The sequence below is a fragment of the Hymenobacter mellowenesis genome (genome assembly GCF_030581005.1).
In the GTDB taxonomy this organism is placed as follows: Bacteria; Bacteroidota; Bacteroidia; order Cytophagales; family Hymenobacteraceae; genus Hymenobacter; species Hymenobacter mellowenesis.
Genome location: NZ_JAUQSX010000013.1, coordinates 41,736 through 57,068, shown reverse-complemented (window position 1 = coordinate 57,068; position 15,333 = coordinate 41,736). Strand labels below are relative to the sequence as shown.

12 protein-coding genes are annotated in these 15,333 nt (G+C 61.1%); 3 read left to right on the top strand and 9 right to left on the bottom strand.

What is annotated here, in order from left to right:
- Window position 1: 1 nt before the first annotated feature.
- The 6 genes from Q5H92_RS21035 to Q5H92_RS21010 all read right to left on the bottom strand — a co-directional run bounded on the left by Q5H92_RS21035 (window position 2) and on the right by Q5H92_RS21010 (window position 6,055).
- The gene (locus tag Q5H92_RS21035; protein ID WP_305013531.1) at window positions 2–772 is read right to left on the bottom strand and encodes an exodeoxyribonuclease III; all 771 of its coding nucleotides are present in this window, start codon (window positions 770–772) and stop codon (window positions 2–4) included.
- Window positions 773–930: 158 nt separating this feature from the next.
- The gene (locus tag Q5H92_RS21030; RefSeq protein WP_305013530.1) at window positions 931–2,487 is read right to left on the bottom strand and encodes a TolC family protein; all 1,557 of its coding nucleotides are present in this window, start codon (window positions 2,485–2,487) and stop codon (window positions 931–933) included.
- Window positions 2,488–2,616: 129 nt separating this feature from the next.
- Window positions 2,617–3,993 (bottom strand): HlyD family secretion protein, encoded by a 1,377-nt coding sequence (locus Q5H92_RS21025; RefSeq protein WP_305013529.1) that lies wholly within the window; start codon window positions 3,991–3,993, stop codon window positions 2,617–2,619.
- On the bottom strand, window positions 3,986–4,999 hold the full coding sequence (locus Q5H92_RS21020) for an ATP-binding cassette domain-containing protein (RefSeq protein ID WP_305013528.1): 1,014 nt from the start codon (window positions 4,997–4,999) through the stop codon (window positions 3,986–3,988). The genes Q5H92_RS21025 and Q5H92_RS21020 overlap by 8 nt, the downstream gene beginning before the upstream one ends.
- Before the next feature lie 268 nt (window positions 5,000–5,267).
- Complete coding sequence (locus Q5H92_RS21015; RefSeq protein ID WP_305013527.1) at window positions 5,268–5,645, bottom strand: hypothetical protein; 378 nt, start codon at window positions 5,643–5,645, stop codon at window positions 5,268–5,270.
- Window positions 5,642–6,055 (bottom strand): carboxymuconolactone decarboxylase family protein, encoded by a 414-nt coding sequence (locus Q5H92_RS21010; RefSeq protein WP_305013526.1) that lies wholly within the window; start codon window positions 6,053–6,055, stop codon window positions 5,642–5,644. The genes Q5H92_RS21015 and Q5H92_RS21010 overlap by 4 nt, the downstream gene beginning before the upstream one ends.
- Window positions 6,056–6,276: 221 nt before the next feature.
- Between Q5H92_RS21010 and Q5H92_RS21005 the strand changes: the two genes are divergently transcribed.
- Window positions 6,277–6,978 carry a ComF family protein gene (locus Q5H92_RS21005; RefSeq protein WP_305013525.1) on the top strand — a complete coding sequence of 234 codons (702 nt, stop codon included), beginning with the start codon at window positions 6,277–6,279 and terminating at the stop codon, window positions 6,976–6,978.
- 74 nt (window positions 6,979–7,052) lie between these two features.
- Here Q5H92_RS21005 and Q5H92_RS21000 read toward each other — a convergent pair whose 3' ends face one another.
- The 3 genes from Q5H92_RS21000 to Q5H92_RS20990 all read right to left on the bottom strand — a co-directional run bounded on the left by Q5H92_RS21000 (window position 7,053) and on the right by Q5H92_RS20990 (window position 10,887).
- Window positions 7,053–8,333 carry an SUMF1/EgtB/PvdO family nonheme iron enzyme gene (locus tag Q5H92_RS21000; RefSeq protein ID WP_305013524.1) on the bottom strand — a complete coding sequence of 427 codons (1,281 nt, stop codon included), beginning with the start codon at window positions 8,331–8,333 and terminating at the stop codon, window positions 7,053–7,055.
- 68 nt (window positions 8,334–8,401) lie between these two features.
- A complete protein-coding gene (locus Q5H92_RS20995; RefSeq protein ID WP_305013523.1) occupies window positions 8,402–9,448 on the bottom strand; it encodes a PorP/SprF family type IX secretion system membrane protein in 1,047 nt (348 codons plus the stop codon).
- A 92-nt stretch (window positions 9,449–9,540) separates the two neighbouring features.
- Window positions 9,541–10,887 carry an OmpA family protein gene (locus Q5H92_RS20990; RefSeq protein ID WP_305013522.1) on the bottom strand — a complete coding sequence of 449 codons (1,347 nt, stop codon included), beginning with the start codon at window positions 10,885–10,887 and terminating at the stop codon, window positions 9,541–9,543.
- Between the two features lie 364 nt (window positions 10,888–11,251).
- On the opposite strand from Q5H92_RS20990, the gene Q5H92_RS20985 reads away from it, so the two are divergent.
- The gene (locus Q5H92_RS20985) at window positions 11,252–14,275 is read left to right on the top strand and encodes an AsmA family protein (RefSeq protein WP_305013521.1); all 3,024 of its coding nucleotides are present in this window, start codon (window positions 11,252–11,254) and stop codon (window positions 14,273–14,275) included.
- 121 nt (window positions 14,276–14,396) lie between these two features.
- A complete protein-coding gene (locus Q5H92_RS20980) occupies window positions 14,397–15,230 on the top strand; it encodes a DUF4382 domain-containing protein (protein WP_305013520.1) in 834 nt (277 codons plus the stop codon).
- Window positions 15,231–15,333 lie beyond the last annotated feature (103 nt).

The following is a 15,333-nucleotide window of genomic DNA, read 5'->3' as shown; positions in this document are numbered from 1 at the left end:
CCTACCCTATCGACACCCAGGCCGGGCAATGGTCAGAGTGTACCACGTCGGGCAACAGACCCGCACCCGTGAGCCGTGGTTGCAGGGCGGCGTCGGCCAGCCAGTGGTCGAGACGCCAGCCCACGTTGCGGCCGCGCGAGCCGGCGCGGTAGCTCCACCAGGAGTAGTGGCCGGTGGCCTCACCGTGGTGGTGGCGGAAAGTATCAACCAAGCCATCATTCAGGAAGTCCTGAAACCACTGCCGCTCTTCGGGCGTGTAGCCGGGGCTGTTCTGGTTGGCCTTGGGGTTGTGCAGGTCGATGGCCGTCTGGCAGCAATTGAAATCGCCGCCAATGAGCAGCGGCGGCGTGCTGCCATCGGCCCGCAGTTTCGCCACATAATCCCGAAAAAAGTGCAGCCATTCAACTTTGAACGCCTGCCGCTCCGGCCCGCTCGTGCCCGAGGGCATGTAGGTGTTCAGTACCGAAAAATCTTCAAAATCTAGCCGCAGCACCCGGCCTTCGTCATCGTAGCAGCTCTGGCCGCAGCCGTGAACAACGGCCTTTGGCGTCGTTTTCGTGAAGGTGGCGACGCCGCTGTAGCCCGGTTTCTGGGCCGGGTGCAGGTAGGCCTGGTAGCCCAACTTTTCGAAGCCCGACACGTCCATGGCCTCGCGGCTGGCTTTGATTTCTTGGAGGCAAAGTACGTCGGGCGCGGCTTCGGCCACCCAGTCCAGCAGGCCCTTGCTCACGGCCGAACGCAGGCCGTTGACGTTGTAAGAAACGATTTTCATGCTGCGAAATTAACCGGCCAGAAAACAGCACGTCATGCTGAGGGCAGCCGAAGCATCTCGCGTGTGGTAGCAATTCAATCGCAAGGAAAGGATTACTAACACACGCGAGATGCTTCGCTGCGCTCTGCATGACGTGCTGAATTATTCCTCTTCCTCCCCTAACGCGTCACCGCCACAGCCTGCGTGCCGGCGTAGTAGTACAGCTCGGCGCGTGACTTCTCGTAGCTGGCGCGCAGGCTTTCCTGCTTGATGCGCAGGTCGATGAGCTTGGTTTCGCGAGCGTTGATAAGGAAGATGGTGCTTTCGCCCAGCTCGAATTTCTGCAGCTCGGCTTGCAGCAGGCGCCGCTGGTTGGCAATGGTTTGGGCCTGCAAGGCGAGCTGGCGCTCGTAGGCTTGCAGGGAGTTGTACACGGCATTCACCTGCGTGACGATGGTGCGCTGGCTTTGCTGGCGCTCCAGGGTGGTTTCCTGCACCTGAATGCGGGCGTATTGGAGCTTACCCCGCTCGGCGCGCAGGAACAGTGGGAAGGCAAAATCGACGCCCACTTTATAATTGTCCATCCCGAAATTGTAGTAGGCCGGCACCTCGGAGCGGTAGAAATTGCCCTGGCTGATGAGCGCGCCGCTCACGTTGAGCTTGGGCTTGAGCATCTCGCGGCGGTACCGTTCTTCGATGCTCAATTGCTGGAGCTTGGCGCTCAGCTTCTGGAGCGTGGGGTGCTGGGCGGCGGCAAAATCGACGAGGCGCTGCAGCTCCTGGCGGCTCACGCTGTCGCGGGCTGGGGTTTGCGGGGCGGCGTAGGTGGGCAGCTCGGTGGGGCGGCCGTCCTTGCTCCAGAGGTGGTTGGAGAGCATGAGGCGGGCGTTTTGCAGGTCTACGCGCAGCTGCTCGGCCTGCACCTGGCGGTCCTGCACCGTGATTTGGGCTTCTACCGAGTCGATGGGGGCTTGGTCGCCCAGCTGGGCGCGGCGGGCGGCGCCCTGGAAGCGGCGGTCGGCCAGCGCTACGCCTTCCTGGATGAGGGCGGCCTGCTGGAAGGCGTAGTACCAGTTCCAGTAGTCCTTGGCGGCCTGCAGCCACACTTCGTTTATCTGTTTCACGCGGTCGGCTTCGGCGGCGTTTTGCAGGGCTTTGGCCTGGCGCAGGGTGCTGCGGCGGGCGTCAATCAGCAGCCCGGCGCCGATGGGCACCGAAATACCCACGCCGGCCAGGCCGTTCACGGGCGTGCGGTGTTCGGGGTTCACGTAGGTCCCCACGTTGCGGTCGTAAATGGCTTTCAGGTCGATGCCGCCCAGCCAGATGGGGATTTTCAACTCGTTTTCCCACACGTTGTAGTAGTCGGTGCCGCCAAACTGCTTGCGGTTAAAATCAGCGGCCAATTTGGGGTCGAAGCCGCCGCGGGCCTGTAGCACCTGGCTGCGGGCCTCGTCCGAGAGCAGGGCCGCCTGCTTCACGATGGGGTGGTTGGCAAACACCAAATCGGCCAGGTTTTGCAGCGAAAACACCTTGGCCGTATCGCCGGGCCGAATGATTTCCAACTGCGTGGTTTGCAGCGGGGCGCGCTCGAGGCCGGAGCGCCGGGCGGGCAGGTTGGGGTCCTGGGCCAGGGCCGGGTGGGCGAGGATGGCAAATAGCAGCCACAGCAGCCACAGCAGCGGCCCGCGGCTGGTAAGATTTAGTTGAAAGAAAAATTTAGATATGACGGATAACATCTTGATTTATAAAATTCGCTTGTCATGCAGAACGACGTAGGGGCAGGGCTTGCCCCCGCCCGGATAGTCGCGCCATCTCGACGATTACGTTCAACGGCGGGCGGGGGCAAGCCCCGCCCCTACTCGTTCTTATTTCTCCTTGCCAGTGTCGCCCTTCACCGGGGTTACGTCGGGCTCGGCCTGCAGGGTGGGCGGGAAACCGTTGAGCTGCCGCCAGATTTCGTACCACACTGGCACCGAATCCAGAATGACCCAGCCCTGCACGCCCGAACCCAGGCGGAGCTGCCGGGGCCAGGGCTTGTCGCCGGCCTGGGGCTGGGCGGGGCGCACCAGCAGGCGGTACTTGCCACCGCTGCTGCTCACTACGTCAATCACCGACACGAAGCCGCCGAACGTGCCCACCGCCGCCGAGGGCCAGCCCGAAAACTGGATGGCCGGCCAGCCATCGAACTGCAGCCGCACCTGCCGCCCGCGCTGAATGAGCGGCACGTCCATGGCCCGCACGTAGATTTCGGCTGCCAGCAGCGGCGCCTCCGGCTGCAGCGTGGCAATGGATTCGCCTTCCTTAATCGTCTCACCAATACCCGCTTTCAGCGCGCGCACCACGTAGCCGGTCTGGGGCGCGCGCACCACGTACAGGCCGCGGCGCACCTCCACGTTGCTGATTTTGTTGCGCGTAGCAGCCACCTCCCCTTTCGAGCTGGCGCGGCTCGACACAGCCGTGCTACGGTCGGAATTGGCCTTGGCCAGGTCCTGGGCGTACTTGGCGCGCAGGTTGCTGAGCTCGATGCGGGCGTTGGCCAAGGCTTGCTGGCTACTGGCCACTTTGTTGCGGGCAGCCGTTACCTTGGCCAAATCTTCCTGCAGCTTGAGGCGGCGGGTTTCGATGTCGGTGAGCGAGAAAAGGCCGTTTTTGTAGCCTTCCTCGTAGCGGGCCAGCCGGGCGCGGGTGGTTTCGTAGAAGTTCTGGGCCGCCACCAGGTCGGCGCGGTCGATGTTGAGGTAGTTGGTGGCCTGCTCCACCTTGTTGCGGGCCGACTCCAGCTGCACCTGCAGCGTAAGGCTCAGGGCGGCAATCTGCTGGTCGGTGGCGGCTATTTTGGCGCCGTAAGCGTCCACGTTGGCTTCCTTGGCGGCCAGCTGCTCGCGCAGACGCTCGGGCAGGTTGGGGTCGAAATATTCGTCCTTGATTTCGGAGATGGTCAGCAGCGTGTCGCCCTTGCGCACGAGCTGGCCCTCACGCACGTTCCAGTGCTCGATGCGGCCAGCAATCTGGTTTTGCACCGTCTGGGGGCGGTCCTGCGGGGTGAGGGCCGTGAGCGTGCCCGCGCCGGCAATGGTCTGCCGCCAGGGCAGAAACAGCGCAATCACAAACAGAATGCCCACCACCAGCAGGATGCGGCCCAGCCGCCGGCTGCCCTGGATGCGCAGCAACTCGGGGCGAGACTTGCGGGGTACTTTTTCCCAGACCCCCTCGGCGACGTGTTGGTTCGAGAGGTTAAGCATGACTGATGGCGGCGTGGTGAGGGTCGAGGGGCAGGTCGGTGACGGCGGCCATTTTCTCCACCCCGGTCAGAATGTCGAAAATCGTGCTCACGCCCGTCATTAGCTTCTCAATGGACGCGCTGATTTGCACAATAAGCACCTCAGCGGCCACAAACTGGCCCAGCGTCATCTGGCGCGACACCACGAACAGCGTGCCCGCAATCAGCAGGCTGGCCGTGAGCAGCGTGCGCAGGGCCGTGCCGTAGCCGTAAAAGGTTTTCAGCACCTGGAAGTGGGCATTGCGGGCGTGCAGGTAGCTGGCGGTCAGCTCGTCGGTGCGGGTCAGGGCGTCGTCGCTTTGGGTGTGGTCGACGCGCATGTCGGGCAGGCGGTCGGCCACCTGCTCCAGCCAGTCCACCAGCTCGTACTTGTAGGCCGATTCGGCAATGCTGGTGCGCAGCGCCCGCTGGTAGTTCACGGCGTAGATGAACACGAGGGCGATGATGGTGAACAGCCCCAGCGCGATGAAAATAGGGTGGTAAAACGCCAGCACCAGCACCCCGAACAGAATCTGCATACCCGCGAACACCAGGTCAATCAGCAGCTTGGTGAGTCCCTTCTGCACCGTGAGCACGTCGAAGAAGCGGTTCACCAGCTCGCGGGGGTTCTGGCCTTCCAAAGCTTCGGACTTAATGCGCGGCAGGCGGTAGGCAAACTCAATGGCCGCCTTGGCAAAAATGCGCTGCTCGATAGCCTCCACCATCGTGAGCTGCCCGATTAGCAGGATGCTGGCCAGCAGCACGCCACCCACCACCACGGCGATGAGCAGGTAAGTAGAGCCGAACACGGCCCCGGTCGAAACCAAATTAAAAACCGCCTGCGTGCCCAGCGGCAGCGACAGGCTGACGACGCCCGCCACCACGGCGTACCAAATGATGTGACGAATCGTTTTGCGCTCGGTGTCGAGCATCCGCGTCAGTCGTTGCCACGGCGTGGGCGGCGGCAAAGTACTAGCGTATGAAGCCATTGATAAACAGTAAAAAAAGAAACAGCAGAAGTAGCCGCACAAGAAACGGGCCTACAAAATTCAGCAGGTAAATGCCCATTCTCACCGCTTTGTTACAGATGCCTATACGAATTAACCGGCTTTTAATGAGGTATTAATTTGATTTTAATTTTGCGCTTATCGCCCAGCCGGGCATGAAAAAGCCGCCCTGCAAACGATGCGAAGCGGCTTTTCAAACGGGCATTAGAGGCCATAAGCAGCGTAGCCAACGGCGGCTTCGCCACTCCGGCTACTCCATGTAATTGATGTTGAAATACTCCAGCACGTGCCATTTCAGCATGCGCTCCTGCTCTTTGAGATTAGCAAAAGGCACCGGCCGCAGCAGCTTGAAGTGCGGCCATCCGTCCTCGTCCACGTGCGTGCGCTCGTAGTGCCCGCTGATACTAAAGAGGCGGCAGGTGGCGATGTGCATTAGGTCCTGCTTTTGCTCCTTGGTGAAGGTGGTAAGGCCCTGGTTCAGCTCCTGAATGCCGATGAGTAGCAGCAGCGCGTTCAAATCCGGCCGCTTGCCGAAACGCTCCTCCATTTCCTGCATCAGGGTTTCCCAACGGGCATCGAAGTCGGCTTCGTCCTCATGCGGCGCGGCGTGGTTCAGGTCCTCGCTCATGCGTGGGGCTGGCCGTCGTGCTCGGCTTTGTGGGCGGCCAGGGCCGCGCCGTCGTGGGCGCCGCTGCCGGCTTCCGATTTCAGGATTTCCCAGTACTCCACCGCGCGGCGGAAGTGCGGAATGACGATGCTGCCGCCAATGATGTTGGAAATGGCAAATACCTCGTAAATCTCCTCGTCGGTGAGCTTTTCCTCGAAGCACTTGCCCACGTGGTACTTGATGCAGTCGTCGCAGCGCAACACCATGGAGCAGGCCAGACCCAGCATTTCCTTGGTTTTCACGTCGAGCGCGCCGGCCGCGTAGGTGTTGGTGTCGAGGTTGAAAAACCGCTTGATGACCTTGTTGTCGGCCGCCATGATGGTGGCGTTCATCCGCTGGCGGTACTCGTTGAATTCGGTTACTTGGGACATTTTGAATTAGATAGGAGAAGAGAAGAACGTCATGCTGAGCGGAGGCGCAGCCGTAGTCGAAGCATCTCGCGTGCAGCAGTAATCAGTGCGATAACAACGAAGCGGCAGAGATGCTTCGACTGCGCTCAGCATGACCGTTCTGAGGTTTAACACAATGCGCTGGTTTTGGCTACATTGCTTTCCCAAAATTACTCCCCAAAACCTCGCCCTTCCCTACCGCCATGCTCCGCACCCTGTGGGACGATTTCGTGGGCCTCATCTACCCGCGCCTGTGCCTGGCCTGCCAGGAGCCGCTGATGACGGGCGAAAACCACCTCTGCACCGGCTGCCGGGCCGAGCTGCCCTACACCGACTACCACCGCCTGCCGCCCGACCAGAACCCGCTCGGCCGCCGCTTCTGGGGCAAGCTGCCCGTGCGCCACGCCCTGAGCTACCTGCGCTTCGTGCGCCACGGCCGCGTGCAGCACCTGCTCCACGAGCTGAAATACCAAGGCCAGCGCGACGTGGGCACGGCCCTGGGCCAGCTCTACGGCGCCGAGCTGCACGCCGCCGGCCTCGCCGCCGACTTCGACCTCATCATCCCCGTGCCCCTGCATCCCAAAAAGCTGGCCAAGCGCGGCTACAACCAAGCCGCCGCCTTCGCCACCGGCCTGGCCACCGGCATGCAACTGCCTGCCTCCCCCGCCGCCCTGCGCCGCACCGCCAACACCAACACCCAAACCAAAAAGAACCGCGCCGAGCGCTGGAACAACGTCGCCACCGTGTTCGAGGTCGAAAACCCAGCCGCCATCCTCGGCCGCCGCATCCTCGTCGTTGATGATGTGCTGACCACCGGCGCCACCCTCGAAGCCTGCGGCGGCGTGCTGCTGGCGGCTGGTGCGGCCGAGGTCAGCATTGCCGCCATCGCCTGCGCCGATAGATAAATTCGAAGCTTTACACCAAACAAAAAGGCCGCTCCTGATTCAGGAGCGGCCTTTTTACTGCTAAAGATTCCAGCTTACTTGTTTGAGCCGGCGTTAATCATGGCGCAACGGAAACCGATGGTTGCCGTCGACGAGTCTTCGGCCATGAAGCGGCGGGTGCCGGGCGAGAGCCAATAGGCCACATCGCGCCACGAACCGCCTTTGTACACGCGCACATGGTCGTCAATCAGCGACTGGTAACCTTTCTTGTCGTACTTCTCGGCGGGGTCACCCACGCCGTTGCGGCGGAAGGGGTTCAGGTCTTCCACGTCCTGGAACGACAGGGGGCGGTACACGTCTTGCACCCACTCGTTCACGTTGCCGGCCATGTTATACAGGCCGTAGTCGTTGGGCGGGTACGAGTAGATGTATTCCGTAATCATGGCGCCATCGTTCAGGCTACCGGCAATACCGGCGTAGTCGCCGCGGCCGCGCTTGAAGTTAGCCAGGAACTGGCCCTGCTTCTTGCCATAGGCGTTGCGGGTCGATTTGCCGTCCCAGGGGTAAATGCGCTTCTCTTCCTGGTTTTCGTTGCCCACTTCCTGGGTGCCCACGAGGGCCTGCGCGGCGTATTCCCACTCGGCCTCGGTGGGGAGGCGGTAGTTGGGCAGTGTGTTACCGTTTTCGATGGAGGTCGAGTTTTTGCCGGTAGCCAGGGCGCCAGCGGCACCAGCCGTGCCTTCGGCGCCCGCGGCACCTTCGCCGGCGGGCTTATCCTTTTTCTTCTTGCCGAACAAGCCACCGATGCCGGGCTTGCTGTCGCCACCGGCCGCGAGGCGCTCGTTCACCTTGGCCGTCCGCCAGGAGCAGTAGTCATCGGCCTGCAGCCAGCTCACGCCCACCACGGGGAAGTAGCGGAAGCCGGGGTAGCGCAGATAGTAAGTTACGTAGGGGTCGTTGAACGACAGGTCGCGGGCCCACACCGTGGTGTCGGGCAGAGCCGAGCGGTAAAACTCCTCGGCCGAGTCGGTGCGAATAAAGTGCAAATATTCCAGCCAGTGAATGTTGGCCACTTCGGCTTCGTCCATGTAAAACGAAGCAATGGTCACCGTGCGCTCGATGTTGTCGTGCGTCATGGTCACATCTTCTTCCTGCGAGCCGAGGACGGTACGGCCGCCTTCGATGAACACCAGGCCCGGGCCTTCGGGGATTTTCTTGAAGTTGGCAACGGCCATGCCCTTCTCCGTATTATATTCAATACCGGTCGTAGAGGAATATTTGCCCGGCTTTTGGGCCGTGGGCGGGCCTTTCTTCCCGCAGCTTGCCAAGACTACCAGGCCAAGCACGGAGAGGCGTAGATAATTGGTTAATTTCATAACAAAGTTAAAATGAGTATGGGGCTGAGGGGTTATCTAAGACAATTAGGACGCAATAATACAAAATATTAAAATGCCGGACAAGGGGCCGTCGGGTAAACTCTCTTTTTTAAACGCCGATGGGCATTTTCCAATCGGTCAAACGCACGCAGGGCCAAGGTCACTTCGTGGGCGCCGCCCAAATCGGAACTTAGGCGGCTGAGGCCCACGTCGTAGCTGTAGCCCAGGCGCAGGCCGCCGGCCTGCACCCCGGCAATAATGGCCAGCAGGTGCTGCGAACCAACGCTGCCCGGTACGTAAATATTGCGATACACCGCCCCCAGCGTCACGGGCGAGGCGGTGAAGTAAATCCCCGTTTCAACACGCTGGGAACCGCCCTGGCGGGTGTAGGCGGCCACGGGCGTGTAGCTCACCTCGCGGGTGGCAATGCCGGGGCCGGGCTTTATCTTAAAAATTTTGTAGCCGCCCGACAGGTTCAGCAGCAGCGGCAGCGCGCTCTGCTGCCGGAAGCCCAGGCTGGGCTGGTTGAGGTGCTGGCCGGCCAGGCTGAGCCAGAACTGGTCGGTGTAGAGCACCGCGCCGGTGCCCACGCTGAAATAGTTGACGGGCGGGAAATCCAACGATTCGGCCGAGGGGCCGGCCACGCTGCCGTCTTCGCGAATCTGGTCGCCAAACACGAAATTGTCATATCCGACGCGCTGGCGGCCGTAGCTGGCGCGCAGGCCGCCGCTCAGGGCCAGCTTTTCCTTGATGCGGGTGTGGTAGGCATAAATCCCACCCACTTCAAACCGGGTGTAGCCCACCGAGCCGGTGCGGTCCTGGTTGATGAGCAGGCCGAGGGCGTGGTGCTGGCCGGGCTGGTTGAGGCGCAGGTCGGCCGCCGCCTGGGCCGTCTGGAACGAGCCGGCCAGCAGCGGCAGCTGGTTGCGGTAAGTAAGCGTCACGCTGTAGTCGTCCACCAGGCCGGTGAAGGCGGGGTTGGTGTGCAAGCGCGTGGCGTAGGGCTGCGAGAAAAAAACGTCTTGCCCGTGCGCGCCCAGCGCCGTGCCCAGCACTAGGCCCGAGACCAGGGCGTGCTTCAGGCGCACAAACAACGAGAAGAAACGCTTGGGCATAAGAACCGGGGTAACGCGGCCAGCTCCTAAAATAGTGCGGCTGCCGCCGCGAAGGTACGGCCCGCAGCTGCTCGCCTATCCCAAACGGCGGTTCACTTTTGCAGCACTTTCACGCTGAGGCGGCGGTTCATGGCGCGGCCGGTTTCGGTATTATTGGGCGCAATAGAGTAGTTGGGGCCGTAGCCCCGGGCGTCGATGCGGCTGGGGCTGATGCCCATTTCCACGAGGCTGGCCCAGGCGGTACGGGCGCGGGCCTCGCTGAGCTGCCGGTTTACCTTATAAGTGCCGGTACTGTCGGTGTAGCCGCCAAGCTTGATGCGGGCGTTGGGGTACGCCTTCAGAATAGCCGCGATGTTGCGAAGCTGGCCCATGGACTCGGGCGTGAGGGTGGCTTTGCCGGGGTTGAAAAAGACGTGGTCGAAATTGTACCAGCCTTGGGTGAGGTCGAGGGTGTCAACCTTCGCGGCGGGGTCGGCGAGAAAGCGGTGCAGGTAGTTTTCCGTCGAATTGACGCCGACTCCGGCAATGCTCGTGCCGTTGGCCAGCTTCAAAGTAGTGGGCGTGCCGGTGTGGTAGAGGTAGTTGCCGCTCTTTGCATCGAAGTGCCCCGGAACAATGGGGTCGGTTACTTTTTTGGGGGTGTATGGTCGGCCAGGGGAGTAGGGACGGCCGGGCGTGTAGGGTCGGCGGCTGTAACGCGGCGCGGCAGTGGGCCGGGCGGTTTCTGAAGCAACAGGAGTGACCGGAGCAACGGGTGCTGCAACGGGCGCCACGGTAGTACCAGTTGGCGCTGCTGCTGGCCGAACCGCTGCCCTGGGAGCATTGACCGGCGCTGGCGCTGCCGAGGAAACCGGGGCCGTCGAAGGCATGGCTCCGGAAACCCGACCGGTTGGCGCCGGTGCCGCCATTGGGGCCGCCGACGCCACCGGCGCAGAAGCCGGGTACGCCATGCCACTGCCGCCACCACGCTGAGATTGGTTAGGCGTGAGCGTCACCAACACGGGGCCGCCCACCACCGCTTCTGGTGCCAGGGTCATGGTCGTGCCGTTGGGGTCGGGCGTCGAGATGGCGTTCCGGTTGTTTCTATTCTTGCCGTATTCGTTCGATAACTTATTGAGTGTTACTGTGAAGCTGGCGGTTTTGCCGGCTTCCAGAAAAATATTCTCAACCGTTTGGGGCTGATAGCCGCCCTCACCTACCCGTATCAAGTAGGGGCCGCCCACCATCAGGTTGGGAATCTGGAAACGGCCCGCCCGGTCGGACGCGGCGGCGTGACGCACACCGGAGGGCACGTGGATGACCGTAACCGCCGCACCGGGCAGAGCTTGCCGGTCAACGGACTGCACGTTGCCCATTAGGCTCATCGTGGCCACCTGTGCCTGTACAGCAGCCGCGCAAACCACCTGAAGCACCACGAGCGAGAGAAAACGAAGCTTCATAACAGAAAAGGGATTTAGAGGCAGCAAATATACTTCCGAAACTTGTTCTATGATAATTTGGTAAAAATTTGTAATTTATCCAATTCGTTGAATTGATTTATACTAAGAACGTTTTTAGTCAGTCATTTCATCTCCGCACTGTTGGGTTTCCGTTGATAACCTGCCAGCAACACCGCTTGCTGACGTGAATGAGTTGCCAGAGCGGCAATTGTGCCCATTTTTCACAGCCGCAATACCCACTGGCGGGGGCAGGCAGGTTGCCCTGTATTTGCGCGGTACACGGTTTTACGTGCCTCACGATATTGTAAAAAACGCAGTCCTCGTTCGTTTTACCTTTGTCTCTAATACCTTATTAGCTTTTGTCATGCGGAAAATTTTGTTGGGAATAGGCGTGTTTTTGGTGGTGCTGGTGTTGGCGGCCGTGGCGGCGCCGTTTTTGTTTAAAGACAAGCTGCGGGCCTTGGCCGACAAGCAGATAGCCCAGCGCGTGCGCGCCCAGGTACAGTACGACCCGGCCAACATCGGCCTGAGCGTGTTCCACTCCTTCCCCGATTTGACCTTGGACATCAAGGACCTGCGCGTGATTGGGCTCGACTCGTTCAGCCGCGATACGCTGGCCTACCTGCCCAACCTGCGCGTGGGCCTGGACGTGATGACGGTCATCAAAGGCGAGGAAATCAAGATTAACAGCGTGGAGCTGGAGCGGCCCGACCTGAGCTTGCGCCGCCTGAAAAGCGGCCGTGCCAACTGGGACGTGGTGATTTCGGACTCGGCCGCCGCCGCCAAGGGCCAGGACACCAGCCAGGTGAGCCTGGCCATCAAGGGCTGGAAGCTGACCGACGCGCACCTGCGCTACGAGGACCTGACCCTGCCCTTCCGCATGGAGGCGCGCGGCGTAAACCACAGCGGCAGCGGCGATTTCGCCAGCAACGTGTTCGATATGAAGTCGCAAACCACCGCGGCCGACCTCGACATGACCTACGGCGGCGTGGCCTACGTGACCGATAAGCAGCTCGACGCCGACGTGACGCTGAACATGGATTTGAACAAAAACCTCTACACGTTTAAAGACAACAAGATTAAGCTCAACGACTTCCCATTCAGCTTTGCGGGTGCCATTGGGCTGCCGAATGCCACGGACATTACCTACGACATCACGTTCAAAGCGCTGGAAACGGATTTCAAAACCCTGCTCAGCCTGGTGCCGGGCGTGTTTACGGAGAAGTTCAAAAACATTGAAACCAGCGGCAAGGTGGCCTTCGATGGCTACGCGAAGGGCACGCAGACGACTACGCAGCTACCCGGCTACGGCGTGAACCTGGTGGTAAGCAACGGCCGCTTCAAGTACCCCGATTTGCCGCGCGAGGCCAAAAACATCAACCTGAAAATGAAGGTGGACAACCCCACGGGCGTAACCAACGACGTGAAAGTGGACATCCCGCAGTTTCACCTCGACCTCGGCCCTGACCCCGTGGACGGCAGCGTGGCCATCGACGGCCTGAACCCGATGAAGGTGGACGGCCGCGTGAAAGCCAACGTGAACCTGGCCGAAGCTCTGAAGGTGTACCCGGTGAAGGACCTGAACATGCGCGGGCAGTTCTTCGTGGACGGCGTGGCCAAGGGCATCTACTCCAAGACGCAGATGCCGGTGGTGAATGCGGCCATTCGCCTCACCAACGGCTACGTAAAATCGGCCAAATTCCCGGCGCCGATTGAAAATATCAACCTCAATGGCACGGTGGTGAATACTACAGGACAGGTGAATGACACCCAAATCAATCTGCCGCAGTTTAAGATGTTGCTGGAAGGTGAGCCGCTGGAGGGCCGCCTCACGGCCCACAACATCGACAAGCCGGTGTTCGACACCAACGTGCGCGGCACGGTGGATTTGACCAAGATTACCAAGATTTTCCCCTTGCAGGGCATGACCGTGACGGGCCGCGTGGCCGGCGACATTGCCGCCAAGGGCAACATGGCCGACGTGGAAGCCGGCCGCTACCAGAACGTGGTGGCCAGCGGCACCGTGAAAGCCAACAACGTGACCTACAAGAGCAAGGACCTGCCACAGGGCGTGAAAATCAGCAGCGGCACCGCCACCTTCAACAACAACCAGATTGCGCTGCAAAGCTTGAACGGCACGGCCGGCAGCTCCGACTTCGCGGCCTCGGGCACCATCAGCAACTACCTGGGCTACTTGTTCACGCCGGGGCAGTCGCTGAAGGGCAATATGACCGTGAACTCGCAGAATTTCAACGTGAACGAGTGGATGGTGGACGAGGTATCGGCCAAGCCCACGGCTACCGGCGCTAAGGCCCCCGCCGCAGCCAATGGCGTGCTGCAGATTCCGAAGTACTTCGACCTTGTGCTGAACAGCCACGTCGATAACGTGACCTACGACAACCTGAAGCTGACCAACGCCCAGGGTGTGGTGACGGTGAACGACCAGACGGCTACGCTCAAAAACCTCAAGTTCAACACGCTGGGCGCTTCGTTTGGCACCACGGGTAGCTACAGCAGCAAGGATTTGGCGCACCCAAAATTCAACTTCGGGCTGAATATCGACAACCTGAACTTTCAGAAAGCTTTCTCGGCCTTCAACACCATCAAGACGCTGGTGCCGCTGGCCAGCCAGGTGGAGGGCGTGTTCGGCACCAACTTCAGCGTGAGCGGTGAAATGGGCCCAGATATGATGCCGAACCTAGCCACCCTGAGCGGCAAAGGCTTGTTTGACATCGTGCGGGCGGCAGTGAACCAGTCGGAGGTGATGACCAAGATTGCCAGCCTCACCACCCTGCCCGAGCTGAAAACTCTGCTGGTGGTAGACAAGAAAATCCAGGCCAACATTGTGAACGGCAACCTAGTGGTGCAACCCTTCGACCTGACCATTGGCGACGTGAAAATGAACATCGGCGGCTCGAACAGCCTGACCGGCGTGCTCTCCTACATCACCGCCCTGAACGTGCCTACCGGCAAGCTGGGCACGGCCATGAGCAGCAAGCTCACGCAGCTGACCGGCGTGCAGAACATCCAGGGCACCGACCGGGTGACGCTGGGCCTCAACATTGGCGGCACCGTGAAGGCGCCCGTGGTGAAGCTCACCAGCGGCAGCATGAAGGACCAGGGCAAAACGCTTGTGCAGAACGTAGCCAAGCAGAAAGCCCTCGACCTGCTGGGCGTGAAGCCCCGCGCCATCAGCAAGGAGGACAGCATCCGCCGGGCCGGCCAGACGGCCGAGGAAGCCGCCGCCCAAGCCGAGCTGGACAAGAAGCAACAGCGCATCGACGCGGCCAATAAGGCCAAAGAGCAAATCTCGAAAGGCTTCAACAGCCTCTTTAACAAGCCCAAGCCTAAGCCTAAACCCGTGGAACCGGCCGATTCGACGAAGTAGTTGGACTGGGCCAATAAGGGCCGGATTTGGCAATATTGTTGACAGCAGCGGCCCGGCAACCTCTTGGTTGACCGGGCCGTTTCATGCCCCGACATTAACCAAACTATCCATTTCTATGAAAATGACGCGCTTTTTGCCCTTCGCCGCCGTTGCCCTGCTGGGCTTGGCGGGCTGCTCCAAATCGGACGATGCCGGCACCGATTCCAAGCTGGAAGTGCGGCTGATGGACGCTCCCGGCAACTTCCGCAGCGTGGTGCTGGACGTACGCCAGATTGAAGTACACCTCAAGGAAGAAAACGACCCCGACGGCTGGAAAACCCTGGGCTTCACGCCCCAGGCCATCAACGTGCTGGAGTATGTGAACGGCCGCTCGGCCCTGCTGGTGAGCGACGAATTTGCGCCCGGCGACCTCAAGGAAGTCCGCCTCATTCTGGGCCCCGACAGCTACGTCATCGGCACCGATGGCCAGCGCTACGACCTGAAAACCCCCAGCGGCCAAACCTCGGGCGTGAAGCTGAAACTCGACAAAGTGACGCTGCGCCAGCGCCAGACGTTCCAGCTGCTGCTCGACTTCGATGTGGCCAGGTCCATTGTGGAGCGCGGCAACTGGAACCCCAACAAAGACAAAAAGGAGCGGTACCTGCTTAAGCCGGTCATTCGTGTGGTGGCCCAGGACCTGCGCGCCGGCCTGCGCGGCACCGTGAATCCGGCGGCGGCCCTGCCGGAGGTGCTGGCCATTCGCTCCACCATCCTCGGCCCCGATACGGTGAGCACCTGGGCCGATGCCTCGGGCGCGTTCCAGCTCAATGGCCTAGCGGCCGGTACCTATCAGGTGCAGTTTTTTCCGAGCACCACGGCCCCGGCCGGGCAGCCTGCTTACCGTGTGGTGACCCGCACCGGCATAGTGGTAACCAACGACAACGTGACCGACCTCGGCACCACTGCGCTGAACTAAGGGGGCTGAGAAACCCCTGTGTCGTAAAAAGCCCCAGCCTCATTAGAGGCTGGGGCTTTTGTTTAAAAGAACGATGGAGGGGTGGGGCCTGCCTTCGCCCAGT

What these genes read in the sequence shown, in the direction of transcription:
- Q5H92_RS21000 (WP_305013524.1), bottom strand. Translation starts at nt 8,333, where the DNA reads ATGAAATTAACCAATTATCTACGCCTCTCCGTGCTTGGCCTGGTAGTC.
- Q5H92_RS21015 (WP_305013527.1), bottom strand. Translation starts at nt 5,645, where the DNA reads ATGAGCGAGGACCTGAACCACGCCGCGCCGCATGAGGACGAAGCCGAC.
- Q5H92_RS21010 (WP_305013526.1), bottom strand. Translation starts at nt 6,055, where the DNA reads ATGTCCCAAGTAACCGAATTCAACGAGTACCGCCAGCGGATGAACGCC.
- Q5H92_RS21035 (WP_305013531.1), bottom strand. Translation starts at nt 772, where the DNA reads ATGAAAATCGTTTCTTACAACGTCAACGGCCTGCGTTCGGCCGTGAGC.
- Q5H92_RS20985 (WP_305013521.1), top strand. Translation starts at nt 11,252, where the DNA reads ATGCGGAAAATTTTGTTGGGAATAGGCGTGTTTTTGGTGGTGCTGGTG.
- Q5H92_RS20995 (WP_305013523.1), bottom strand. Translation starts at nt 9,448, where the DNA reads ATGCCCAAGCGTTTCTTCTCGTTGTTTGTGCGCCTGAAGCACGCCCTG.
- Q5H92_RS20990 (WP_305013522.1), bottom strand. Translation starts at nt 10,887, where the DNA reads ATGAAGCTTCGTTTTCTCTCGCTCGTGGTGCTTCAGGTGGTTTGCGCG.
- Q5H92_RS21020 (WP_305013528.1), bottom strand. Translation starts at nt 4,999, where the DNA reads ATGGCTTCATACGCTAGTACTTTGCCGCCGCCCACGCCGTGGCAACGA.
- Q5H92_RS21030 (WP_305013530.1), bottom strand. Translation starts at nt 2,487, where the DNA reads ATGTTATCCGTCATATCTAAATTTTTCTTTCAACTAAATCTTACCAGC.
- Q5H92_RS21005 (WP_305013525.1), top strand. Translation starts at nt 6,277, where the DNA reads ATGCTCCGCACCCTGTGGGACGATTTCGTGGGCCTCATCTACCCGCGC.
- Q5H92_RS21025 (WP_305013529.1), bottom strand. Translation starts at nt 3,993, where the DNA reads ATGCTTAACCTCTCGAACCAACACGTCGCCGAGGGGGTCTGGGAAAAA.
- Q5H92_RS20980 (WP_305013520.1), top strand. Translation starts at nt 14,397, where the DNA reads ATGACGCGCTTTTTGCCCTTCGCCGCCGTTGCCCTGCTGGGCTTGGCG.